The sequence below is a fragment of the Zoogloea oryzae genome, from assembly GCF_030161255.1.
GTDB lineage: Bacteria > Pseudomonadota > Gammaproteobacteria > Burkholderiales > Rhodocyclaceae > Zoogloea > Zoogloea oryzae.
Genome location: NZ_BSPX01000069.1, coordinates 1 through 20,388 on the forward strand (window position 1 = coordinate 1; position 20,388 = coordinate 20,388).

Annotated in this window: 25 protein-coding genes; 12 read left to right on the forward strand and 13 right to left on the reverse strand. The window is 68.2% G+C overall.

Going from position 1 to position 20,388, the window contains the following annotated elements:
- From QQK25_RS17965 to QQK25_RS17995, 7 genes are all read right to left on the reverse strand, one after another.
- Positions 1-401 (reverse strand): MFS transporter (locus QQK25_RS17965; protein WP_284189166.1); only part of this gene is annotated, 401 nt, incomplete at its 3' end.
- A gap of 1 nt (position 402) precedes the next feature.
- Positions 403-933 carry a chalcone isomerase family protein gene (locus QQK25_RS17970; RefSeq protein ID WP_284189167.1) on the reverse strand — a complete coding sequence of 177 codons (531 nt, stop codon included), beginning with the start codon at positions 931-933 and terminating at the stop codon, positions 403-405.
- Positions 902-2,092, reverse strand: coding sequence for an SAM-dependent methyltransferase (locus QQK25_RS17975; RefSeq protein ID WP_284189168.1), 1,191 nt, complete (start codon positions 2,090-2,092; stop codon positions 902-904). Before QQK25_RS17975 ends, QQK25_RS17970 begins: the two co-directional genes overlap by 32 nt.
- On the reverse strand, positions 2,089-2,856 hold the full coding sequence (locus QQK25_RS17980; protein WP_284189169.1) for a DUF1365 domain-containing protein: 768 nt from the start codon (positions 2,854-2,856) through the stop codon (positions 2,089-2,091). The genes QQK25_RS17975 and QQK25_RS17980 overlap by 4 nt, the downstream gene beginning before the upstream one ends.
- Positions 2,857-2,861: 5 nt before the next feature.
- Positions 2,862-4,172 carry an NAD(P)/FAD-dependent oxidoreductase gene (locus QQK25_RS17985; RefSeq protein WP_284189170.1) on the reverse strand — a complete coding sequence of 437 codons (1,311 nt, stop codon included), beginning with the start codon at positions 4,170-4,172 and terminating at the stop codon, positions 2,862-2,864.
- An 8-nt stretch (positions 4,173-4,180) separates the two neighbouring features.
- The gene (gene folE2 / locus QQK25_RS17990) at positions 4,181-4,981 is read right to left on the reverse strand and encodes a GTP cyclohydrolase FolE2 (RefSeq protein WP_284189171.1); all 801 of its coding nucleotides are present in this window, start codon (positions 4,979-4,981) and stop codon (positions 4,181-4,183) included.
- Positions 4,982-5,005: 24 nt separating this feature from the next.
- Positions 5,006-5,563, reverse strand: coding sequence for a glutathione peroxidase (locus tag QQK25_RS17995; protein ID WP_284189172.1), 558 nt, complete (start codon positions 5,561-5,563; stop codon positions 5,006-5,008).
- Between the two features lie 108 nt (positions 5,564-5,671).
- Here QQK25_RS17995 and QQK25_RS18000 point away from each other — a divergent pair, with 108 nt between their 5' ends.
- Together QQK25_RS18000 and QQK25_RS18005 are read left to right on the forward strand one after the other, a co-directional pair.
- Positions 5,672-6,586, forward strand: a complete 915-nt coding sequence (locus tag QQK25_RS18000; RefSeq protein ID WP_284189173.1) for a MerR family transcriptional regulator — start codon at positions 5,672-5,674, stop codon at positions 6,584-6,586.
- A complete protein-coding gene (locus tag QQK25_RS18005; RefSeq protein ID WP_284189174.1) occupies positions 6,583-7,137 on the forward strand; it encodes a lipocalin family protein in 555 nt (184 codons plus the stop codon). Before QQK25_RS18000 ends, QQK25_RS18005 begins: the two co-directional genes overlap by 4 nt.
- A gap of 15 nt (positions 7,138-7,152) precedes the next feature.
- Here the strand turns inward: QQK25_RS18005 and QQK25_RS18010 are convergent, their stop codons facing one another.
- On the reverse strand, positions 7,153-7,467 hold the full coding sequence (locus QQK25_RS18010; protein WP_284189175.1) for a hypothetical protein: 315 nt from the start codon (positions 7,465-7,467) through the stop codon (positions 7,153-7,155).
- 314 nt (positions 7,468-7,781) lie between these two features.
- Here QQK25_RS18010 and QQK25_RS18015 point away from each other — a divergent pair, with 314 nt between their 5' ends.
- From QQK25_RS18015 to QQK25_RS18025, 3 genes are read left to right on the forward strand one after another with little or no spacing between them, the layout of a single operon-like run.
- Positions 7,782-8,084: a hypothetical protein gene (locus tag QQK25_RS18015; RefSeq protein ID WP_284189176.1), complete on the forward strand. Its 303-nt coding sequence runs from the start codon at positions 7,782-7,784 to the stop codon at positions 8,082-8,084.
- Positions 8,085-8,097: 13 nt separating this feature from the next.
- On the forward strand, positions 8,098-9,348 hold the full coding sequence (locus QQK25_RS18020; protein ID WP_284189177.1) for a ferric reductase-like transmembrane domain-containing protein: 1,251 nt from the start codon (positions 8,098-8,100) through the stop codon (positions 9,346-9,348).
- Entirely contained in the window at positions 9,345-9,722 is a 378-nt protein-coding gene (locus QQK25_RS18025; RefSeq protein WP_284189178.1) for a cytochrome b5-like heme/steroid binding domain-containing protein, read from the forward strand. Before QQK25_RS18020 ends, QQK25_RS18025 begins: the two co-directional genes overlap by 4 nt.
- A 13-nt stretch (positions 9,723-9,735) precedes the next feature.
- Here the strand turns inward: QQK25_RS18025 and QQK25_RS18030 are convergent, their stop codons facing one another.
- The 3 genes from QQK25_RS18030 to QQK25_RS18040 all read right to left on the reverse strand — a co-directional run bounded on the left by QQK25_RS18030 (position 9,736) and on the right by QQK25_RS18040 (position 12,627).
- Complete coding sequence (locus QQK25_RS18030) at positions 9,736-11,814, reverse strand: ATP-dependent helicase (protein WP_284189179.1); 2,079 nt, start codon at positions 11,812-11,814, stop codon at positions 9,736-9,738.
- A complete protein-coding gene (locus tag QQK25_RS18035) occupies positions 11,811-12,008 on the reverse strand; it encodes a hypothetical protein (RefSeq protein WP_284189180.1) in 198 nt (65 codons plus the stop codon). Before QQK25_RS18035 ends, QQK25_RS18030 begins: the two co-directional genes overlap by 4 nt.
- Positions 12,009-12,099: 91 nt before the next feature.
- Entirely contained in the window at positions 12,100-12,627 is a 528-nt protein-coding gene (locus QQK25_RS18040) for a YkgJ family cysteine cluster protein (RefSeq protein ID WP_284189181.1), read from the reverse strand.
- 242 nt (positions 12,628-12,869) lie between these two features.
- On the opposite strand from QQK25_RS18040, the gene rpoH reads away from it, so the two are divergent.
- Positions 12,870-13,724, forward strand: a complete 855-nt coding sequence (gene rpoH, locus QQK25_RS18045; protein WP_284189182.1) for an RNA polymerase sigma factor RpoH — start codon at positions 12,870-12,872, stop codon at positions 13,722-13,724.
- 131 nt (positions 13,725-13,855) lie between these two features.
- Here the strand turns inward: rpoH and QQK25_RS18050 are convergent, their stop codons facing one another.
- Positions 13,856-14,455 carry an SCO family protein gene (locus QQK25_RS18050; RefSeq protein WP_284189194.1) on the reverse strand — a complete coding sequence of 200 codons (600 nt, stop codon included), beginning with the start codon at positions 14,453-14,455 and terminating at the stop codon, positions 13,856-13,858.
- Positions 14,456-14,594: 139 nt separating this feature from the next.
- On the opposite strand from QQK25_RS18050, the gene QQK25_RS18055 reads away from it, so the two are divergent.
- The 5 genes from QQK25_RS18055 (at position 14,595) to QQK25_RS18075 (ending at position 19,476) form a co-directional block, all read left to right on the forward strand.
- Positions 14,595-15,062 (forward strand): DUF2244 domain-containing protein, encoded by a 468-nt coding sequence (locus tag QQK25_RS18055; RefSeq protein ID WP_284189183.1) that lies wholly within the window; start codon positions 14,595-14,597, stop codon positions 15,060-15,062.
- 30 nt (positions 15,063-15,092) lie between these two features.
- Positions 15,093-16,292, forward strand: coding sequence for a cytochrome c oxidase subunit II (gene coxB, locus QQK25_RS18060; RefSeq protein ID WP_284189184.1), 1,200 nt, complete (start codon positions 15,093-15,095; stop codon positions 16,290-16,292).
- Positions 16,293-16,304: 12 nt separating this feature from the next.
- The gene (ctaD, locus tag QQK25_RS18065) at positions 16,305-17,903 is read left to right on the forward strand and encodes a cytochrome c oxidase subunit I (RefSeq protein WP_284189185.1); all 1,599 of its coding nucleotides are present in this window, start codon (positions 16,305-16,307) and stop codon (positions 17,901-17,903) included.
- 134 nt (positions 17,904-18,037) lie between these two features.
- Complete coding sequence (locus tag QQK25_RS18070) at positions 18,038-18,607, forward strand: cytochrome c oxidase assembly protein (protein WP_284189186.1); 570 nt, start codon at positions 18,038-18,040, stop codon at positions 18,605-18,607.
- Positions 18,604-19,476 carry a cytochrome c oxidase subunit 3 gene (locus tag QQK25_RS18075; protein WP_153163090.1) on the forward strand — a complete coding sequence of 291 codons (873 nt, stop codon included), beginning with the start codon at positions 18,604-18,606 and terminating at the stop codon, positions 19,474-19,476. Before QQK25_RS18070 ends, QQK25_RS18075 begins: the two co-directional genes overlap by 4 nt.
- On the opposite strand, the gene QQK25_RS18080 is transcribed toward QQK25_RS18075, so the two are convergent.
- Positions 19,464-19,658, reverse strand: coding sequence for a twin transmembrane helix small protein (locus QQK25_RS18080; RefSeq protein WP_284189187.1), 195 nt, complete (start codon positions 19,656-19,658; stop codon positions 19,464-19,466). The two genes, QQK25_RS18075 and QQK25_RS18080, sit on opposite strands and share 13 nt — an antisense overlap.
- On the opposite strand from QQK25_RS18080, the gene QQK25_RS18085 reads away from it, so the two are divergent.
- The coding region (locus QQK25_RS18085) for an SURF1 family protein (RefSeq protein WP_284189188.1) at positions 19,630-20,388 on the forward strand (759 nt) is incomplete at its 3' end. The genes QQK25_RS18080 and QQK25_RS18085 overlap by 29 nt on opposite strands.

The window sequence follows — 20,388 nt, forward strand, 5'->3', positions numbered from 1 at the left end:
AAGCGGGTGCGCTCGCCCGAATCCGGTGCGATGTCGGCACCCCAGGCCTGATAGGCCACGGTGGCCGCCGAGAAGCCCAGGTAGGTGAGCGCCAGCGCCCCCAGCAGCCAGCCGGCGGCGTGGCTGGCGGGCGGATTGACGAGGGCCGCGAAGCCGGCGGCAAAGGGCAGCAGCGCGATGGCGAGCATCCCGCGCCGGGGCAGGCGGTCGGCGAGCCAGCCCAGCCACGGGTCGATGCCGGCGTCGAGGAGACGTGCGCCGAGCAGGATCGCCCCCAGCAGCGCCAGCGGCAGCCCAGCGGCTTCGGCGTACAGGCGCGGCACATGCACGTATACCGGCAGCGCGGCAAAGGCCAGCGGCAGGCCCAGCAGGCCGTAGGCAAGGGCGCGGCGGGCGGGCATCTCAGCCTTCCGGCCGACGCAGCAGGGCGGCGCGCAGGTCCGGGGCGCTGGTGCGGGGGTCGAGCCAGATGCCGAAGAAGCGGCGGGCGAATTCCGGCTCCGGGATCTCGCCCAGGGGCCGGCCGTTGAACAGGAAGCTCGCGCCCTCCGGCCGATACACGCCGACGATGTGGTCGCCGGATTTGACGTCGGGGAAGAGCCGGGCCATCTCCGGGCCCCAGCGACGCAGCAGGGCTTCGTCGGCGCCGAGTGCGCGCATCTCCTTCACGCTGGCCTCGGCGATGGCGCTGCCGGCGATGTTGCGCCGGTAGTCGAGGCGCAGGGCCAGGGGCGGACGCGCGGGATCGTCGCCGCCCCACAGGGTGGCTTCATAGACCAGAAAGCCGAAGCGCCGGAACTCGCCCTGCCCCCAGCGGCGCAGCCCGCGGACGGGGGCGGCCGGCTCGGCGGCGAGGGCCGGCAGCCACGGCCAGATGGCCAGCACCAGCAGCAGCCGGCGCCTAGCGGTGGACGAGTTCAAACTGGACCACATCGACGCTGCCGGCCCGGAAGCCCGCCTCGCAGTAGCCAAGGTACATCCGCCACAGGCGGCGGAAGGTGTCGTCGAAGCCCAGCCGCTCGATGCGCGGCCAGTTGGCGTCGAAGTTGGCCCGCCACTGGGCAAGGGTCGCCGCGTAGTCGTGGCCGAAGGCGAACTCGTCCTTCACCGCCAGCCCGGCCTTGGCCGCCACCGCGCGGAAGGCCTTGCGCGACGGCAGCATGCCGCCGGGGAAGATGTACTGCTGGATGAAATCGGTGCCCTTGCGGTAGCGGGGGAAGAGCTCGTCGTGGATGGTGATGGTCTGCACCAGCGCCTTGCCGCCGGGAGCAAGGTTGCGGGCGATGGTGCGGAAATAGCTGGGCCACCAGCGCTCGCCCACGGCCTCGAACATCTCGATGGAGACGATGTGGTCGAAGCGCTCCTTCACGTCCCGGTAGTCCTGCAGGCGGATGTCGGCCTCGGGCACCCGGGCGCGGCTCCAGGCCTGCTGGGCCGGCGACAGGGTGAGGCCGGTGACCTGGGCACCGCGACGGGTGGCGAGCTCGGCAAAGCCGCCCCAGCCGCAGCCGATCTCGAGGATGCGCTGGCCGGGCTGGGGGTCGAGGCGGCGAAGGATGCGGCGGTACTTGGCCTCCTGGGCGGATTCGAAGGTGGGCTCCAGCGCCTCGCGGTACAGGGCCGACGAGTAGCTCATGCTCGGGTCGAGCCACAGGCTGTAGAAGTCGTTGCCCAGATCGTAGTGGGCCATGATGTTGCGCTTGCTGCCGGCCCGGCTGTTGCGGTTGAGCCAGTGGCGCAGGCGCGCCGACAGCAGCTCGCGCCAGGAGCCGTAGAGCGCCTTCTTGAGCACGTCGCGATTGGCGGCGAGCAGGGTGAGCAGCCCGGGCAGATCGGGCGAATCCCACTGGCCGTCGATGTAGGCTTCGGCGAGACCGATGTCGCCCCGGGCGAGAATCTGGCTGAACACTGCCTTGTCGTGCACCTGCAGGGTGACGCCCCGGTCGCCGTGACCGAAGAGCACGCAGGAGCCGTCGGGCAGGCGCACCTCCAGCGGGCCGCCTTCGAGCTTGTCGAGCAGGTCGAAGACGGTGCGGGTGTCGCGGGACGAGGCATCGCGGGCAACGCCGCGCAGGATCATCGTGTTGTTCATTTTGTCGATTCCCGTAGGGCTGGGTTGGCAGGGCGGGCGCCGAGAAAGGGCACGCCCTTCCACCACAGGCGCAGGGCCTGCCAGTGGATGCGGGCGATCACGCCCAGGGTGAGGAAGGGCATCCGCGCGAGGGCGGCGGCGAGGGCGCGGGTCGTCCACGCCCGTGGACGGCCGCTGATGGCGGTGGCGAGGAGCTCGCCCTCGGCGTCGTCGTAGTCGATGTGCACGGCCTGCACGCTGCGGCCGAGCTGGAAGCGGAAGCGGTAGCTGCCCTCCACCCGGTTGAAGGGCGAGACGTGGAAGACCTTGTCGGCGCCAAACTCGTCCGCATCGCAGATGGGTGCTCCGTCCGGGTGATGGAGCAGGTAGGCGTGGCGGCCGCCGAAGGTGTTGTTCACCTCGGCCAGCACCGCCACCAGCTGGCCGGCACGGTCGTGGCAGAACCAGAAGCTCACCGGGTTGAACACGTAGCCGAGCACGCGAGGAAAAGTCTGCAGGACGATCTCGCCCTCCGCCGGCAGGCCGCGGGCGCGCAGCAGGGCCTCGATCCACGGCAGCAGCGGGCTGCCGTCGCGGGGGCCGTGGTCGGCGTTGCGAAAGCCGAGGAGGTTCCAGCGCTCGACGCCGAAGATCGCCCGGCGGGCGGATTCGAGCCGGCGCAGGGGCAGCCGCACGAAGAACACCGGATACACGAAGGCGTGCATCGCCGGGCGCAGCCGGCGGTGCATCACGTGACCAAGGAGGATTTCCGGTGCGGCGTTCATGGGCTTCAGGCCGTTTCGGCCTGGCGGGCGTCCGCCGGGGCTTCGCCCTGCCACGGGGCCATCACGCCGAGCCGGTTGGCCACCGCCAGCGCCGAACGCAGGCCGTCTTCGTGGAAGCCGAAGCTGCCCCAGGCGCCGGCCAGCCACACGCCACCCTGCCCCTGCACCGACGGCAGGCGCTGCTGGGCGGCGATGGCCGGGCCGTCGAAGATCGGGTGGGCGTAGTCGAACTCGGCGATCACGCTGGCGGGGTCGGGCTCCCGCGCGGGGTTGAGGGTGACCACCACCGGCGTGCGGAAGGGCAGCGGCTGGAGGCGGTTGATGAGGTAGGACACGCCCACCGGCTGGTGGCCGGGCTCGCCCTTGCCGGCAAAGTAGTTCCACGCCGACCACAGGCGCGGGTCGCGGGGCAGTAGCGCCTTGTCGGTGTGGAGCACTGCGCGGTTGGGCTGGTAGCGGATCGCCGACAGCAGCTTGCGCTGGGCCGGGCTGGCGGCGTCGCCGAGGATGGCCAGGGCCTGGTCGCTGTGGCAGGCCATCACCACCTGGTCGAAGGTCTCGGTGCCGTGGCGGTGGGTGAGCTGCAGGCCGGCGCCGCTGCGCCGCACCGCCGACACCGGGCAGGCGAGGCGCACGTCGTCGAGCTGTTCGGCGATGCGGCGCACGTATTCGCGCCCGCCGCCCTTCACCGTGCGCCACATGGGCCGGTCGAAGATCTGCAGCAGGCCGTGGTTGTGGCAGAAGCGGATGAAGGTGGCCAGCGGCATGTCGAGCATCTGGCCGGTGGGGCAGGACCAGATGGCCGCCGCCATGGGCAGCAGATACCAGTCGGCAAACGCGCGGGAGTAACGCCCTTCGGTGAGGAAATCCCGCAGCCGGCGGTCGTTGTCGGGGTTAGCGGCGAGCCAGGCGGTGCATTCGCGGTTGAAGCGCAGGATGTCGGAGAGCATCGCCCAGAAGCGACGGCGCACCAGGTTGCGCTTCTGGCCGAAGATGGTCGCCAGGTTGCTGCCGGCCCATTCGAGATTCGGCGATTCGAGGCTGACCGCGAAGGACATCTCGGTTTCGACGCTCTCCACCCCCAGCAGCGCAAACATCGCGATGAGGTTGGGGTAGGTCTTCTCGTTGAACACCAGGAAGCCGGTGTCCACCGGGTGGGTGCGCCCTTCCAGCGTCACATCCACGGTGTTGGTGTGGCCGCCCAGGTAGTCACCGGCCTCGAAGAGGGTTACCGCATGATCGCGGCCCAGCAGCCAGGCGGTGGCGAGGCCCGAGATGCCGGCCCCGACCACGGCGATGCGTTGCTTTGGGTGCATGGCGTGCCTCAGAGGTTGCAGCCGTACAGCTCGGCGTAGGCGGAGTGGTTGTGGATGGACTCGAAGTTCTCGGAGGCCACCTTCCATTCGGCGATGCGCGGCTCGGCGGCCATGCGCAGGGCGATGTCGCGCACCAGATCCTCGACGAACTTGGGGTTGTCGTAGGCGCGCTCGGTGACCCACTTTTCGTCCGGCCGCTTGAGCAGCCCGAAGACCTCACAGGAGGCCTCGTCCTCGGCGATGCGCACCAGCGCCTCGATGTCCATCGGCGCGCGCAGGCGGGCCTCCAGCGTGATGTGGGAGCGCTGGTTGTGGGCGCCGTAGGCCGAGATCTTCTTGGAGCACGGGCACAGGCTGGTGACCGGCGCGACGACCCGCAGGGTGATCCGGGGCGCCTCGTTCGCAAGCCGCTCGGCGATCAGGGTCACGTCGTAGTCGAGCAGGCTCTCCACGCCCGACACCGGCGCGGCCTTGCGGATGAAGTACGGGAAAGCCATCTCGATGCGTCCGCTGGCGGCATCCAGGCGCAGCAGCATCTCGTCGGCCATGGCCAGCATGCCGGCGTGGTCGAGGGCGCCGTCGCGGGCTTCGAGCAGCTCGACGAAGCGCGACATGTGAGTGCCCTTCACCTCGGGCGGCAGGCCGACGCTCATGGTCACGGTGGCAACGGTGCTCACCGTTTCACCGCTGGCAGCCCGCCACGCGAGGGGGTAGCGCAGGCCCTTCACGCCGACCTGGTGGATCGCCAGCCGGCGATGATCGACGGAGGACTGCACGTCGGGGAGAAAGAGGGTCTCGGGGGCATTCATCGGTGTCGGCTCCTGGCGGGGGATTTATTTGAGAAATTGGTCAATCTTGTTGACCAAATCCTTGTCGTCCGGCTTGGTGAAACTGGTGAAGGCGACCACCTGGGTCGCGTCCCGGTTGATGAGGTATTTGTGGAAGTTCCACTTGGGGCGGCTGCCGGTGATCTCGGCGAGCTTCAGGTAGAAGGGGTTGGCGCCCTTGCCGCTGACCACCGTCTTGCTGGCCATCGGAAACTTCACGCCGTAGGTCAGCCGGCAGAAATCGGCGATCTCCTTGTCGTTGCCGGGCTCCTGCTCGCCAAAGTCGTTGGACGGGAAGCCGACCACCACCAGCCCCTTGTCCTTCAGGCGGGCGTACAGCTTCTCGAGCCCGTCGTACTGGCTGGTGAAGCCGCAGTAGCTGGCGGTGTTGACCACCAGGATCACCTTGCCGGCGTACTGGCACAGGGGCATCGGCTTGCCGTCCTGGAGCGTGGTGAAGCTGTGCTCCAGCAGCGGCGGGCAGGCGGCGGATGCCACGCCGGGCGCAGCACCGGCCAGCACTACCGCCGCGAGGCAGGCAAAACCGCCAGATTGGATACGCATGTTCAGCCTCACTTTTTGTTTGTCCTAGACAAAATAGCTCTTTGTTCGTAAGATAGGGATCAGATTCCCATTTGTCAACGGTTTGTCTAACATTTGTTCAGGACAAATATGAATACCCTCAGCTTCAACATCGCCGCCGTGGAGCGCGACACCGGGCTATCCAAGGACGTCCTGCGCATGTGGGAGCGGCGCTACGGCTTTCCGACGCCACAACGGGACTGCAACGGCGAGCGGGTCTATCCGGCCGATCAGGTGGAGCGCTTGCGTCTCATCAAACGCCTGATGGATCAAGGGCATCGGCCAGGCAAGCTGATCGGCGCACCGGCCGAGGAGCTCGCCAGCCTGACCCCGCGCCGGCCGCGACCGGCCGAATCCACTCCGCCGGCCGAGGCCGTCGAGCTGGACGAGCTGCTTGCCCTCATCAAGCAGCACAACTCCGCCGGCTATCAGCAGGCCATGCAGCAGCGCCTCGCCCGCCAGGGATTGCAGCACTTTGTCCAGGACACCATCGCTCCGCTGACCGAAAAGGTGGGCGAAGCCTGGGAGAACGGCAGCTTCGAAGTCTTCGAGGAACACCTGTACACCGAGCTCACCAAGCGCCTGCTGCGCCAGGTGATCGCCACCCTGCCCTCGGCCGGTCGCGGTCCGCGGGTGCTGCTGACCAGCGTGCCCGACGAACCCCACGTGCTGGGCCTGCTGATGGCCGAATCGATGCTGGCGCTGGAGGGCGCCGACTGTGTGCCGCTGGGCACCCAGATGCCGCTGCTGGAGATCAGCCGCGCCGCCGAAGCCCACCGGGCCGACATCGTCGCCCTGTCGTTCTCGGTGGCGTTTCCCCAGCGCCAGATCCCGGGCCTGCTCCAGCAGCTGCGCCAGATGCTGCCTGCGAACATCGACCTGTGGGCCGGCGGCCGTGGCGTGACCCGCGTGGCCCGTCAGGAGGGCGTGCAACTCTTCGCCACCCTCGACGACGCCCTCGCCGCCCTGGCCGCCTGGCGCGCCGCCCGGGCCACTGCGTCATGAAGCGCCTGCTGATCGCCGCCGCGCTGGCCGTCGCGGCGCCACTGGCGGCCGTGGCCGAAGATGTCGCCGCCCCGCTCACCACCATCGAATCCCTCGACGTGCCCCGCTACATGGGCCGCTGGCACGAGATCGCCCGTTACCCCAACCGCTTTCAGAAGCAATGCGTCGGCGAATCCTCGGCCGATTACCAGCTGCTAGCCGACAACACCGTGCGGGTGACCAACCGCTGCCGGCTGGCCGACGGCCGCATGAACGAGGCGATCGGCCAGGCCCGGCAGCTCGGCGGGCCTGCGTCACCCAAGCTGGAGGTGCGCTTTGCGCCGGCGTGGCTGTCCTTCCTGCCGCTGGTGTGGGGCGATTACTGGGTGGTGGAGATCGACGACGACTACCAGTGGGTGGTGGTCAGCGAGCCATCGCGGCGCTTCCTGTGGGTGCTCGCGCGCAAGCCGGCGCTCGATGCGCGCACGGAAGCCGGCATCCGCGCCCGGCTGGTTGCGCGGGGTTTTGATCCGGACAGGCTGGTGAGTGGTCGGCAGGATGACGGCGGCTGACGGCGCCGGTGGCCCTCAGCCGGGCCGCTCGGCGTCGGAGAGTGGATAGGCGTCGGCCACGTAGGCCGGGCCTTTCATCACCATCACGATGAAGGCCCCGATCCCCACGGTGAACACCACCGTCCAGTGCAGGACGATCAGGCTCACACAGTAGATGTCCATCATCGCCAGGCCCGGCGCCATGTCGGTGAGCAGTCGGGCGGCCAGCGGCGGCAGGGCCAGCAGCAGGGTGCCGATCAACAGGATGCGGGGAAGACGACGCAGCACCACGCGTTCGGCGCCGGCGGGGGTTGGCACTTGGCCGGGAAGCCGCTTGAACAGTCTGGACATGCTCGACCCCTTCAAAAGGCCACCCGGCCACGCCACTCAGGAGGAGAAAACCGTTTTGTCTTTGACACAAAACAGGCACAAACCTTAGCAAGGCTGAACCTGACCCAATCTTAGGCAATTTCAAATCATTTGTCCATGACAAAATAGCCGCCCGATTGCACGTTGCCCCGCCGTTCCACGCCTTGCCAGCCCGGTCTGTGGCGGCGCGGCTGGCTCCAAGGGCCTTCAAGGCAGAAAATGTGTTTCACGGAAGGCACAAGGCGACCGGAGAGGCGGAGTAAACTGGCGCCCGTGAGCCTTGGTAGGGAGATGTCATGATCAAGCGGGGGTACCGGACGATGTTCGTCCTTGCGCTCGGCTGCGCAGCCGGCGGCGCGTTTGCCCGCGGCCCGTGGCGGGCAAACGAGGGCAACACCCCCGGCTGGCCGCTGATGAGCCCAGCGGAACGCATCGAACATCAGGCCCGCGTGCGCGGCTTTCGCACCCATGACGACTGCCTGCGCCACCGGGAAAACCACCTGCGCCTGATCGCCCTGCGCGCCAGGACCGCGGAGCGCGAGGTGGCGGGCGGGCCAGATTTCTGCGCCCACCTGCAAGCCCGAACCGACCAGCCGTAAGCCGCCCAGCAACATGAACGCACTGCACCGGCTCTCCCTGCCGCTGATCTCCGGGCTGCTGATCGCCCTTCCCGTCTACTGGGCCTACCCCGAAAACCTTACCCCCGGGCGCAATGCCGCGATCGTTGCGGGTTGGGTTGGCGTTGGACTGATCCTTGCCGGCCTGCTGACAATGCTCCGCCCCCCACGGGTGACCGAATGGCTGGGCGGGCTGGAGCGGCTGTACCGCTGGCACAAGGTGCTGGGCATCCTGGCCTATCTGGCGCTGCTGCTCCACCCCCTGGCGCTGGCCGCCGACAGCTGGGAAGAATCGCCGCAACAGGCCTGGTCGGCGCTGGACCCGCTCCAGCAGGGCTGGCCCGGCTGGCTGGGCTGGGCGGCCCTGCTGGGGCTGATGGTGGGCGTCGGAGTGTCGCTGGCCCGGCGGCTGCCCTACGACATCTGGCGGGCGTCCCACTGGCTGCTCGGGCTGGCAGTGATGCTGGCGATCGCCCACCTGGCGGCGCTGGGCCACACCCATCCCCTGCTGGGCCTGCCGATCCTGGCCCTCGCCTTCATGCTGTGGCAGGCCTTGCGCGGCGGCGGCCTGAACGCCCGCCCCTTCATCGTGGACCACGTCGCCCACCCGGCCGCCGACAGCGTGGACGTGCGCATCAAGCCCCTCACCCTACCGATCGAGGCCGACACCGGGCAGTTCGTGCTGGCCGCCTTTGGCGCCGGGCCAGACTTCAAGGGCTGCGGCGAATTCCACCCCTACCCCCTGACCGGCGTGCGCCTGGACGGGCAGATCTCGCTGGGCATCAAGGCGCTGGGCAGCTGCACCCGCCAGCTGCAGACCCTCAACACTGGCGTGGCCGTGCGCATCCAGGGGCCTTTCGGCGATTTCGTCTCCCAGGACAACGTGCCGCCGGCCATCTGGCTGGCGGGCGGCGCCGGCATCGCGCCCTTCATCGCAAAGCTGCGCAAGGGCCGACTGCCGTCCCCCACGCGCCTGATCTACCTGTACCCCGACGACGCCGGCGCGGCCTGCCTTGACGAACTCGAAGAGCTGGCCAGCCACGACGCCGGCCTGCACCTCGAGACCCGGGAAACCGGCCCGAGGGCGCCGAACCTGAAAGCCATCCTGCCCCAGGCTTCCGATCTGACCGGCTGGCACTGCCACCTGTGCGCGCCTCCCGCCATGCTGCAGGCCGCCGTAGCGCTGCTGCGCGCCCGCGGAGTGCCCGACAGGCACATCCATTTCGAACCCTTCGATTTCAAATGATGCACAAGCTGTTCTATCTGGGCACGGTGGCCTTCTGGCTGGCGGTCGCGGCGATCTGGCAGGGCAGCGGAATGACACCGCCGCCAGCACCAGCGCCCGCCCCGGTGGCCGCCGCGCCGGTGGAAAAGCGCATCAGCCGTGCCGAAGTCGCCCGCCACAACAAGCCCGGCGACTGCTGGACGGTCATCAACGGCCAGGTGTACGACCTGAGCGGCTATGGCCAGAAGCACCCGTCGCGGCCCGTGGTGGCCATGCCGTCCTGCGGGCGCGATGCATCTCGGGACAACCGGACGAGGAGCAAGGGCCGCCCCCTCACACCCGACGCCGACACCCTGCTGGCGGATTTCCGCATCGGCCCCCAGGGCGAGCCCTGACCCGCCCTCCCCTTCAGCGCCACATCGCCCGCATCCGCGCCGCCAGATCCACCGCCTTCTCGCGGGCCTGAGGGTCGGCGTCCGCCGACGGCGTCACGGGCGGCCAGCTGGTGCTCTCGAAGCGATCCAGCAGCCGGTTGGGAATGAAACGGGTGCGGCTGGCGTACACATGGCGATCGCCCGTGGCGGCCTGCCCGCTCACGTAAAAACGCTGGGGCACGATGAGATCCAGGTGATCCTTGGCGCGGGTCATCGCCACGTAGAGCAGGCGCATCTCCTCCTCGATCTCCCGCTCGCTGCCGGTGGCCAGATCGGACGGGATGCAGCCATCCACCGTGTTGAGCACCGACACCGCCGGCCATTCGCGCCCCTTGGCGGAGTGGATGGTCGACAGGATGAGGTAGTCCTCGTCCCGCAGCGGGGCGCCGGATTCGTCGCTGGTGGCGTCGGGCGGATCGAGGGTGAGCTCGGTGAGGAAACGCTCGCGGCTCGGGTAGGTGGCGGCGATGCGCACGAGCTGCTGGATGTCGGCCTGACGCACCGCGGCGTCTTCATACAGGCGGTCGAGCCCCGCTTCGTACCACTGGGCAAGACGCTCCAGCGGCGCCGGCCAGGCGCCGGGGGTGTCGAGGGCTTCGACCATCCGGGCAAAGATTTCCCACTCGGCGCGGGCGGCTTCGGGCACCGGCTGCTCGGGCAGCAGCTGGCAGCCCGGCGGGGCGGCCTGGATGTTGTCGAGGATGCGCCCGGCCGTCTTCGGCCCGATGCCCGGCAGGAGCTGCACGGCCCGGAACCCCGACACGCGATCCCGCGGGTTTTGCGCCCAGCGCAGGATGGCGAGCACGTCCTTGACGTGGGCGGCCTCGAGAAACTTCAGCCCGCCAAACTTCACAAAGGGGATGTTGCGCCGGGTGAGCTCGATCTCGAGCCGCACGCTGTGGTGGGCAGCGCGGAACAGCACCGCCTGGGCCTTGAGCTTGAGCCCCGCCTCGCGCCGGGCCAGCACCTGCTCGACCACATACGCGGCCTGATCGGCCTCGTCGCGCACCGACACCAGCCGGGGTTTTTCGCCCGACGCGCGATCGCTCCACAGATCCTTGCTGAAACGCTCCTTGGCCTGGGCGATCACGTCGTTGGCGGCGGCCAGGATGGGCTGGGAGGAGCGGTAGTTGCGATCCAGCGTGACGCGCCGGGCGGGCGGATCGAACTGGTCGGGAAACTCGAGGATGTTGCGCACCGTGGCGCCACGGAAGCTGTAGATCGACTGGGCGTCGTCGCCCACCACGGTGAGGCCGCGACCGTCGGGCTTCATGGCCTGGAGCAGCCCGGCCTGCAGGCGGTTGGTGTCCTGGAATTCATCCACCAGGATGTGACTGAAGCGCCCGCCCACTTCATCGGCCAGCTCGGGCACCGCCACCATCTGCGCCCAGTAGAGCAGCAGGTCGTCGTAGTCGAGCACCTGCTGGGCCTGCTTGGCCTCGACGTAGGCGAGAAACAGCGGCTTGAGCTCGGTTTCCCATTCGGCACACCACGGAAAGCTCGTCTGCAGCACCTCGGCCAGCGGCGCCTGGGTGTTGACCGCCGCCGAATAGATGGCGAGGCAGGTGCCCTTGAGGGGAAAGCGCTTGTGCTTGGCCGAGCAGCCGAGCTCGTGGCGGACGAGGTTCATCAGGTCGCCGGAATCCTCCCGGTCGTGGATGGTGAAGCCCGGATCGAGCCCGATGCGCCCGGCGAACTCGCGTAGCAGGCGCGCGCCCACGCTGTGGAAGGTGCCGGCCCACGGAAAGCCGCCCTGGGCGAGCCGGGCGTGCCGCGGCGAGACCTGCGCGGCGATGCGCTGGACGCGGCGGATCATCTCGTCGGCAGCGCGGCGCGAGAAGGTGAGGAGCAGGATCTGCGCCGGGTCGGCGCCCTGGGCGAGCAGATGGGCGGCCCGGTGGGCCAGGGTGTTGGTCTTGCCGGAGCCCGCCCCGGCGATGATGAGCAGCGGGCCCGGCGCATCCTCACCGGCGCCGTGGAGGGCGGCGGCGCGCTGGGCGTCGTTGAGGCTGGCGAGATAGGCGGGCAGCTCAGCCGTGGCGGCGTCGCTCATCGGGCGAGCTCCGGCTCGGGCGCATTGCGGGCGGCAGGCTCGGGCTCGGCGGCGTGGAGGCCGGCGGCAAGCGCCACCAGCACGGCTTCGTCGCACACCGGGCAGACGCGGTAATAGGCGCCGGGGCCGGTGGCGAAATCCATCGATGCGGGATCGACCGGGCTGTGGCAGTGGGGGCAGATGAAGCGCGGCATGGTGAAACCTTTGAAACCCTCTTTAAGCTGTAATAATATACAGCCAATGCCGGATTTCAAGCTCGGCGTGCAGTCGCCCATGCGAATCCCGTCAGGGCGCGCCGCGAGCGGGCGGATCGTCGCCCCAGTCGGCAAACCAGTCGGTCAGCGGGCGAGTTTCGCCCAGGGCGGCGAGCCGGCGGTCCACGGCGTCGTGGTTGCCCCACACCACCCCGGCCAGTTCGCCTGCGGCTTCCTGCTTCTCGATGTCGTGGCAGTACAGGCCCTTGTCGCGCTCGATGTAGAAGCCGTAGGTGCGGCAGGCCACCGGACGGCTGAGATACACCGGGCAGGCGCCGCTGGCCTCGTCCAGCATCGGGCAGACCACCGGGCGCGCCGCACCATCGGCCAGCGCGGCCACGCGGCGGCGGATTTCGTCCAACTGGGCGGGCGGCAGCGCGACCAGCCCGTCCCGCAGCAGCGCCCATTCGGCGGCGGTGAGGCTGGGCACGCTGGCGAGGCGCCGGCAGCAGGTGTCGCAGCCCTTGGCGCACAGCCAGTCGGGTTGCCCGGCGCGGATCATTCCGACCCGCTGGTCGATGTCGTCGTGAAGCTGGATGAGTTCGGCGGTGTGGTGCACGGTTCGTCCTCGGGGCTGGCGCGGGCGGCGCCTCAGGTAGCGACGGGAAGATAACAGCGCGGGCCGCGACGGGCCAGCGGGCGAAGCACCACCGCGGCATGCAGTCCGCCCCGCAGCGGCCGTAAACAACGGGCGCGGGCGTCGCCCGTGCGGTATGGAAAATCCCCTGCCGCGGAACCAATCGCCCCCTTAGCACTCACAGGCAGGGAGTGCTAACATCTGGGTGAAGGAGGTTGTTACTGATGTCCCATACCTTGTCGTTTCCCGTCCCGTCCGCGGTTGGCAGCCTGGATCAATACATCCAGAGCGTGAATCGCATCCCGCTGCTGACCGAGAAGGAAGAATCCGACCTCGCCCACAGCTTCCGGGAGAACGAGGATCTGGATGCGGCGCGCAAGCTGGTCATGTCCCACTTGCGGCTGGTGGTTGCCATTGCCCGGGGTTACCTCGGCTACGGCCTGCCCCACGCCGACCTCATCCAGGAAGGCAACGTCGGCCTGATGAAGGCCGTGAAGCGCTTCGACCCGGACCGCGGCGTGCGGCTGGTGTCCTTCGCGATCCACTGGATCAAGGCCGAGATCCACGAATACATCGTCAAGAACTGGCGGCTGGTCAAGATCGCCACCACCAAGGCGCAGCGCAAGCTGTTCTTCAACCTGCGCGGCCTGAAGGCGAGCAGCAGCACGCTGCAGGGCGAGGAAGTCCGCACCATCGCCGAGCAGCTCGGGGTCAAGCCCGAGGAAGTGCGCGAGATGGAAACCCGCCTGTCCGGCGGCGACGTGGCGCTCGAATCCGGCCCCGAAGACGAAGAGGAGCGCTTCGCGCCCATCGCCTACCTGGCCGACCCGCACGCCGAGCCGTCCGAGGTGATCGCCCAACGCGAGTACGCCCGCCTGCAGGATAGCGGGCTGCATGAGGCCCTGGCCGCGCTGGATGACCGCAGCCGCACCATCGTCCAGCGCCGCTGGCTGGCCGAAGGCGACGCCGCCACCCTGCACGAGCTGGCCGCCGAATATGGCGTGTCCGCCGAGCGCATCCGCCAGATCGAAGCCAAGGCGATGCAGAAGATGCGCACCCAGCTGGTGGCGCTGGCCTGATCCAGGCGCAGGCAACGGTAAAAAGGGCGACCTCCGGGTCGCCCTTTTGTTTTCTGTCCTCACCCGGCAAGAACCGGATAGGCACAGATTGACCAGATTGAAAATTCGACAGGTACAGATTTCAGGTCGGGTTACTTGCCCGCCAGCAGCTTGCGGATGTCGCCGGCGATCACCTCGGGCTTCTCGCCGTGCTTCACGTAGAGCCGCAACCGGCCCTGGGGATCGAACACGTAGGTGCCGGTGGAGTGATCGACGGTGTAGGCCTTGCCGCTCACGTCGCCCTGCTTCTGGTAGAAGACCTTGAAATCCTTGGCCACCGCGGCGGTGGTCGCCGCATCGCCGAGCAGGCCGACGAAGCGCGGATCGAAGGCGGGCACGTACTGGGCCAGCAGCTCCTGCGTGTCGCGCTCAGGGTCGACGGTGATGAACAGCACCTGCACCTTGTCGGAATCGGGCCCGAGCTGGCGCATCACCTCGGCCATGTTCACCAGATTGGTGGGGCACACGTCGGGGCACTGGGTGTAGCCGAAGAAGATCGTCACCACCTTCCCCTTGTAGTCGGCCAGGGTGCGGACGGTGCCGGTGTGGTCGGTGAGCTTGAGTCTCTGGCCATACTGGGCGCCGGTGATGTCGGTGCTTGCAAAGCCCTCGCCGGGCCCGCCATCCCCCTTCGGCGAGCAGGCCGCCAGCAGGCCAAGGGCCAGGCCCGTCACGATGGTGCGGCGCAACATCGAAATCATTTAAAACCCCTTTAAGTTTCAAGCGCTTGCGCGTTTTTCAAGTGCACTGCAAAAACGATGCACGATGCTACACTGGCTTCAGAATTTGATCTGCGTCAAAAAGTCGCAGACAGGGCCTGGAGGAGACGCCATGGCTATAACAACAAGAGAGACGGCGGGCGCGCGTGAATGGATCGCGCGCCCGAACCGCTCACTCACCCCAGCAGTCCGCCGCGGCCTCATCGGCCTGATCCTGGCGGCGAGCATCCTCATCAGCCTCGGTTTCTGGCTGGCCGGCGCATGGCTGGTGCTGCCCTTTGCCGGTCTTGAACTCCTTCTTCTCTTCGTCGCCCTGCGTGCCATTGCGCGCCGCGATGCCTCGTTCGAATCGATCCGCCTCGAAGGCGACCGTCTGACCGTCACCCGCCATCTGCCGGGCTGCGAATCGCACCACAGCTTTCATGCCGGCTGGGCCCGGGTCAGCCTCGAAGGCGAGCGCCCCGACGATCCGCTGGTGTGCATCCGTTCCCACGGCAAGACCGCACGGGTCGGCGCACTGATGACACCCGACCAGCGCCAGGTGCTGGCGATGGATCTCCGGCAGCGGCTGCAGCCCTGACATCATCCCACGACGAGAAGAGGTAGAGCCTTGACGACACTCAACCCCCGCATCCGCCTCACTCAGTCAGCCCCACGCATTTCCGGCCTTCTTGCCGGACTGGGCGCCCTCCTCGCCACCGGCCCGGCCCTCGCCGACTTCAGCTGGAACTTCCCCACCCCGGTCACCCCCATCGCCCGGGACACCCTGAACATCCACAACGAGTTCATGGTGATCATCACCGTGCTCTTCGTGGTGGTGTTTGCCATCATGGTCTATTCGATGGTCAGGCACCGCAAGAGCGTCGGCGCCGAGCCTGCCCGCTTCACCGGCCCCACCGGCGCGCTGCAGTGGTTCTGGGTGCTGGTGCCGTTCGGCATCCTGCTCTTCATCGACTTCGTGCTGATGGGCATCCCGGCCTTCCACGCGGTGATCGAGATGGAAGACACCCGCACCAAGGCCGACATGGTGGTGAAGGTGACCGGGATGCAGTGGAAGTGGCAGTACGAATACCCGGATTCGGGCATCCGCTTCATCAGCACCATGTCCACCCCGCGGGAGCAGATCGAGGGCAAGGAAGCCAAGGGCGAGCACTACCTGCTCGAAGTGGATAACCCCGTGGTGCTGCCGGTGGGCAAGAAGGTGCGCATCCTGCTCACCTCCACCGACGTGATCCACACCTGGTGGGTGCCGCAGTTTGGCGTCAAGCGCGACGCCATCCCCGGCTTCCTGCGCGAAACCTGGGTGCGCATCGAGGAGCCCGGCATCTACCGCGGCCAGTGCGCCGAGCTGTGCGGCAAGGACCACGGCTTCATGCCGGTGGTGGTGCACGCCGTGCCCGAAGCCGAATACGTCGCATGGGTCGACAAGAAGAAGGCCGAGCTGGCCGCTGCAGCCGCTGGCAGCGACAAGACCTGGACCAAGGACGAGCTCATCGCCCACGGCAAGGACGCCTACGAGAAACAATGCGCCGCCTGTCACCAACCCGACGGCAAGGGCGTGCCGCCGGCCTTCCCGGCGCTGGCCGGCAGCAAGATCGTCAATGGCCCGCTGCTCTCGCCGGAGGGCAAGCTGATCCCCGACAGCCATGTGGACCGGGTGATGAACGGCAAGGCCGGCACCGCGATGCAGGCGTTCAAGACCACGCTGTCCGACACAGACATCGCCGCCATCGTCACCTACGAGCGCAACGCCTTCGGCAACACCAAGGGCGACATGATCCAGCCCGCCCAGATCAAGGCCCTTCGGTAAGGAGTCCGCACGATGAACACCGCCACCCACGCCCTCGATCACCACGACGGCCACGGCCACCACCCCACGGGGCTCATGCGCTGGCTCACCACCACCAACCACAAGGACATCGGCACGATGTACCTGACCTTCTCGCTGCTGATGTTCTTCGTCGGCGGCGCGATGATCCTGGCGGTGCGGGCCGAGCTCTTCCAGCCCGGCCTGCAGCTGATGAAGCCGGAGTTCTTCAACCAGCTGATCGGCGTGCATGCGCTGGTGATGATCTTCGCGGCGCTGATGCCGGCCGCCACGGGTTTTGCCAACTGGATGATCCCGCTGATGATCGGCGCCCCCGACATGGCGCTGCCGCGGCTCAACAACTGGGGCTTCTGGCTGCTGCCGCCGGCCGCCATGCTGCTCACCATGCCCTTCATCCTGGCGATCTTCGGCATCGGCGACGGCGCCGTGGCCACCGGCTGGACGCTCTACGCGCCGCTGTCGGTGCAGGGCGGCATCGGGGTGGATTTCGCGATCTTCTCGATCCACATCCTGGGCATCAGCTCGATCATGGGCTCGATCAACATCATCGCCACCATCCTCAACATGCGCGCCCCGGGCATGACGCTGATGAAGATGCCGCTCTTCTGCTGGGGCTGGCTGGTGACCGCGGTGCTGCTCATCATCACCCTGCCGGTGCTCGCCGGCGGCGTGACCATGCTGCTCACCGACCGCCACTTCGGCACCCACTTCTTCGACGCGGCGGGCGGCGGCGACCCGATCCTGTTCCAGCACCTGTTCTGGTTCTTCGGCCACCCGGAGGTCTACATCCTGCTGCTGCCGGTGTGGGGGCTGATGCCCCACGTGCTGTCCACCTTCTCCCGCAAGCCGATCTACGGCCACACCGCCCAGGTCTACGGCTTCATCGCCATCGGCGTGCTGGGGCTCATCGTGTGGGCCCACCACTTCATGACCGCCGGGCTGCCGGTGCCGGCGCTGCTTTACTTCATGTACAGCACGATGGCCATCTCCCTGCCCCTGGCGGTGCTGTTCTTCTGCTGGATCGCCACCATGTGGCGCGGCGCCATGAGCTTCGAGACGCCGATGCTGTTCGCCATCGGCTTCATCGTGCTGTTCGGCATTGCCGGGCTCACCGGGCTGGTGCTGGCCGACGTGGCCGCCGACGCCCAGTATCACCACAGCTACTTCGTGGTCGCCCACTTCCACTACGCGCTGTTCGCAGGCGGCATCATGGGCGTGATGACCGGCGTGTACTACTGGCTGCCCAAATGGACGGGCCACATGTACAGCGAGCGGCTCGGCAAGCTGCACTTCTGGCTCACCGTCGTCAGCTTCAACTTCACCTTCATGCCGCAGTTCTTCCTGGGCCTCGCCGGCATGCCCCGGCGCATCCCCGACTACGCCCTGCAGTTCGCCGAGTTCAACGCCATCTCCACGGTGGGCGCCTTCGTGCTGGGGCTGTCCCAGCTGCTGTTCGCCTGGAACGTGTGGCGCTGTGTGCGCGGCGGCCAGCGGGCCAGCGACAAGGTCTGGGAAGGCACCAGCGGCCTCGAGTGGGAGCTCAGCTCGCCGCCGCCCCACCACTCGTGGGATGTCCAGCCGGTCATCAAGTGAGAAAGGAAGACGCCATGCACCTCACCGAATTCGACCTCGCCCAGCGCCGCAAGTCGTCCGCGCGCTTTGCGTGGGCCCTTGGCGCCGTGGCGCTGGGGCTCTACATCGTGGGCTTCTTCATCCAGCGCTAGGCCATGCGCGAAGCCACCCTGCCCCCGCCCCGCAGGCACGGCCGGCTCGTCAGCCGGCTGGTGCTGCTGGCGGCGGCGTGCTTTGCCTTCGGCTTTGCGCTGGTGCCGCTCTACGACACCCTGTGCCGGGTTGTGGGCTTCAACGGCAAGACGCTGAAGGACGCCATCGCCGCCGGCGACGTGGCCCCCGGCGGGCTGGACGCCAGCCGCAAGCTGGGCGTGCAGTTCACCACCACCCTGATGCCCGGCCTGCCCTGGGAGATCCGCCCGCTGGAGCCCTCCATCGAACTCCACCCGGGTGAGCTGCGCACCACCCGCTTCCTGGTGCGCAACCTCTCCGACAAACCCATCGTCGGCCAGGCCGTACCCAGCGTGTCGCCCACCGTGGCGGCAAAGTACTTCAAGAAGCTCGACTGCTTCTGCTTCACTCAGCAGACCCTCGCCCCCGGCGAATCCCGCGAGATGGCCCTGACCTTCATCGTCGAGCGGGAGATCGGCCCCGAGATCAGCGAGCTCACCCTCGCCTACGCCTTCTTCCCGGCCCCACCCCCACCCTCAGGGAGCACCCAGTGAACGCATCCCACGCCCGATCTGCCGCGCCCCACGCCGGCCACTACTACGTGCCGCAACCCAGCCTGTACCCCTTCATCCTGTCGGGGGGGATGTTCCTGCTGGCGCTGGGTTTCATCCTTCTGATGAACCACTTCGCGCCCGGGCCGTGGGTGATGGCGACGGGCGCGGCGGTCATCATCGCGGTGCTGTTCAAGTGGTTTGGCGCGGTGATCGCCGAGAACCAACGCGGCGCCTACACCGACTGGGAGGACCAATCCTTCCGCCAGGGCATGGTGTGGTTCATCGGCTCGGAGGTGATGTTCTTCGCGGCCTTCTTCGGCGCGCTGTTCTACTGCCGCAACATCTCGGTGCCGGCGCTGGCGGGCATGGACCCGGCCTTCACCCTGTACAAGGATTTCACCGCCGCCTGGCCCTCGGCTGGCCCCAAGGGCGCCAGCTTCACGCCGATGGGCGCCTGGGGCATCCCGGCCATCAACACCGCGCTGCTGCTCACCTCCGGCGCCACCCTCACCTGGGCCCACTGGGGGCTGATGCAGGGCAAGCGCGCGCAGCTCAACGCCGGGCTCATCCTCACGGTGCTGCTGGGGGTGATCTTCCTGGGTTTCCAGGCCTACGAATACCACCACGCCTACACCGAGCTGGGCCTGACCATGGGCGCCGGCGTGTATGGCGCCACCTTCTTCATGCTCACCGGCTTCCACGGCTTCCACGTCACCCTGGGCGCCATCATGCTGGCCGTGGTGGCCGGGCGCTGCCTGTCGGGGCATTTCGACGCCAAACGCCACTTCGCCTTCGAGGCGGTGGCCTGGTACTGGCACTTTGTCGATGTGGTGTGGCTGCTGCTGTTCGTCGTCGTCTACTGGCTGTAAGGCCCGAAGCGATAGCTGAGCAGCAAGGCCACGAAGAGGAGCAGAGAGAGGGAGATGCGCAAGGTCAGCGCCCGCACAACCCGGTCGCCCGCCCCCTTGTCGCGATAGAGGAAGAACAAGCCCGAAAAGAGGCTGCCAATCACCAGCACCAGCATGAGCACCACGGCAAACTTGAACAGCACGGCCCGCTCCCCCAACATCGTCGCCCGATTCTGCGCCGTCACCCGAGCGGCCACAAGCGGCCGCCGCTTCCGCCCGTCCTGGTGGGGCGGCCTGCTTGCGCTGGCGGTGGCGACGGGCTGCATCCAGCTCGGCAACTGGCAGCACGCCAAGGCCGACCGCAAGCTCGCTGCCCAGCACCTGCTCGACACCCGGGGCGGCGACGCGCCGGTGAGCATCGGCAGCGCGCCGGTGGATCCCGAAGCCCTGCGCGCCCGCCCGGTGACTGTACGCGGGCACTTCGAGACTGACCGCCAGTTCCTAGTCGATAACCGCATCCACCGGGAGCAGGCCGGCTACCACGTGCTCACGCCGCTCGTCATCGAAGGCAGCGACATGCGGGTGCTGGTCAACCGTGGCTGGATTCCCGCCAACGCCCGCCACGACGACATCCCGCAGGTCGCCACGCCCGCCGTGCCGGTCACCCTCACCGGCACCGCCTTCGTGCCCGGCACGCGCTTCTTCACCCTGGGCGACGCCCCGCAGGCCGGCTGGCAGCCCGTGTGGCAGAACCTCGACCTGGCCCGCTTCGCCGGCAGCGCGCCCTACCCGCTGCAGCCCGTGGTGGTGCAGCTCGCGCCCGACGCCCCGGCCGGCATCGTGCGCGACTGGCCGCGCCCGGACGAGCGCTTCGAGCGCCATCTTTCCTACGCCCTGCAGTGGTACGGCTTCGCCGCCTCGGCGGTGCTGATC

What these genes read in the sequence shown, in the direction of transcription:
- QQK25_RS18010 (WP_284189175.1), bottom strand. Translation starts at nt 7,467, where the DNA reads ATGTCCAGACTGTTCAAGCGGCTTCCCGGCCAAGTGCCAACCCCCGCC.
- QQK25_RS18000 (WP_284189173.1), top strand. Translation starts at nt 5,672, where the DNA reads ATGAATACCCTCAGCTTCAACATCGCCGCCGTGGAGCGCGACACCGGG.
- QQK25_RS17985 (WP_284189170.1), bottom strand. Translation starts at nt 4,172, where the DNA reads ATGCACCCAAAGCAACGCATCGCCGTGGTCGGGGCCGGCATCTCGGGC.
- QQK25_RS17975 (WP_284189168.1), bottom strand. Translation starts at nt 2,092, where the DNA reads ATGAACAACACGATGATCCTGCGCGGCGTTGCCCGCGATGCCTCGTCC.
- QQK25_RS18015 (WP_284189176.1), top strand. Translation starts at nt 7,782, where the DNA reads ATGATCAAGCGGGGGTACCGGACGATGTTCGTCCTTGCGCTCGGCTGC.
- QQK25_RS18070 (WP_284189186.1), top strand. Translation starts at nt 18,038, where the DNA reads ATGCGCGAAGCCACCCTGCCCCCGCCCCGCAGGCACGGCCGGCTCGTC.
- QQK25_RS18055 (WP_284189183.1), top strand. Translation starts at nt 14,595, where the DNA reads ATGGCTATAACAACAAGAGAGACGGCGGGCGCGCGTGAATGGATCGCG.
- QQK25_RS17970 (WP_284189167.1), bottom strand. Translation starts at nt 933, where the DNA reads ATGTGGTCCAGTTTGAACTCGTCCACCGCTAGGCGCCGGCTGCTGCTG.
- QQK25_RS18030 (WP_284189179.1), bottom strand. Translation starts at nt 11,814, where the DNA reads ATGAGCGACGCCGCCACGGCTGAGCTGCCCGCCTATCTCGCCAGCCTC.
- QQK25_RS17995 (WP_284189172.1), bottom strand. Translation starts at nt 5,563, where the DNA reads ATGCGTATCCAATCTGGCGGTTTTGCCTGCCTCGCGGCGGTAGTGCTG.
- rpoH (WP_284189182.1), top strand. Translation starts at nt 12,870, where the DNA reads ATGTCCCATACCTTGTCGTTTCCCGTCCCGTCCGCGGTTGGCAGCCTG.
- ctaD (WP_284189185.1), top strand. Translation starts at nt 16,305, where the DNA reads ATGAACACCGCCACCCACGCCCTCGATCACCACGACGGCCACGGCCAC.
- QQK25_RS17980 (WP_284189169.1), bottom strand. Translation starts at nt 2,856, where the DNA reads ATGAACGCCGCACCGGAAATCCTCCTTGGTCACGTGATGCACCGCCGG.
- QQK25_RS18005 (WP_284189174.1), top strand. Translation starts at nt 6,583, where the DNA reads ATGAAGCGCCTGCTGATCGCCGCCGCGCTGGCCGTCGCGGCGCCACTG.
- QQK25_RS18035 (WP_284189180.1), bottom strand. Translation starts at nt 12,008, where the DNA reads ATGCCGCGCTTCATCTGCCCCCACTGCCACAGCCCGGTCGATCCCGCA.
- folE2 (WP_284189171.1), bottom strand. Translation starts at nt 4,981, where the DNA reads ATGAATGCCCCCGAGACCCTCTTTCTCCCCGACGTGCAGTCCTCCGTC.
- QQK25_RS18025 (WP_284189178.1), top strand. Translation starts at nt 9,345, where the DNA reads ATGATGCACAAGCTGTTCTATCTGGGCACGGTGGCCTTCTGGCTGGCG.
- QQK25_RS18050 (WP_284189194.1), bottom strand. Translation starts at nt 14,455, where the DNA reads ATGTTGCGCCGCACCATCGTGACGGGCCTGGCCCTTGGCCTGCTGGCG.
- QQK25_RS18020 (WP_284189177.1), top strand. Translation starts at nt 8,098, where the DNA reads ATGAACGCACTGCACCGGCTCTCCCTGCCGCTGATCTCCGGGCTGCTG.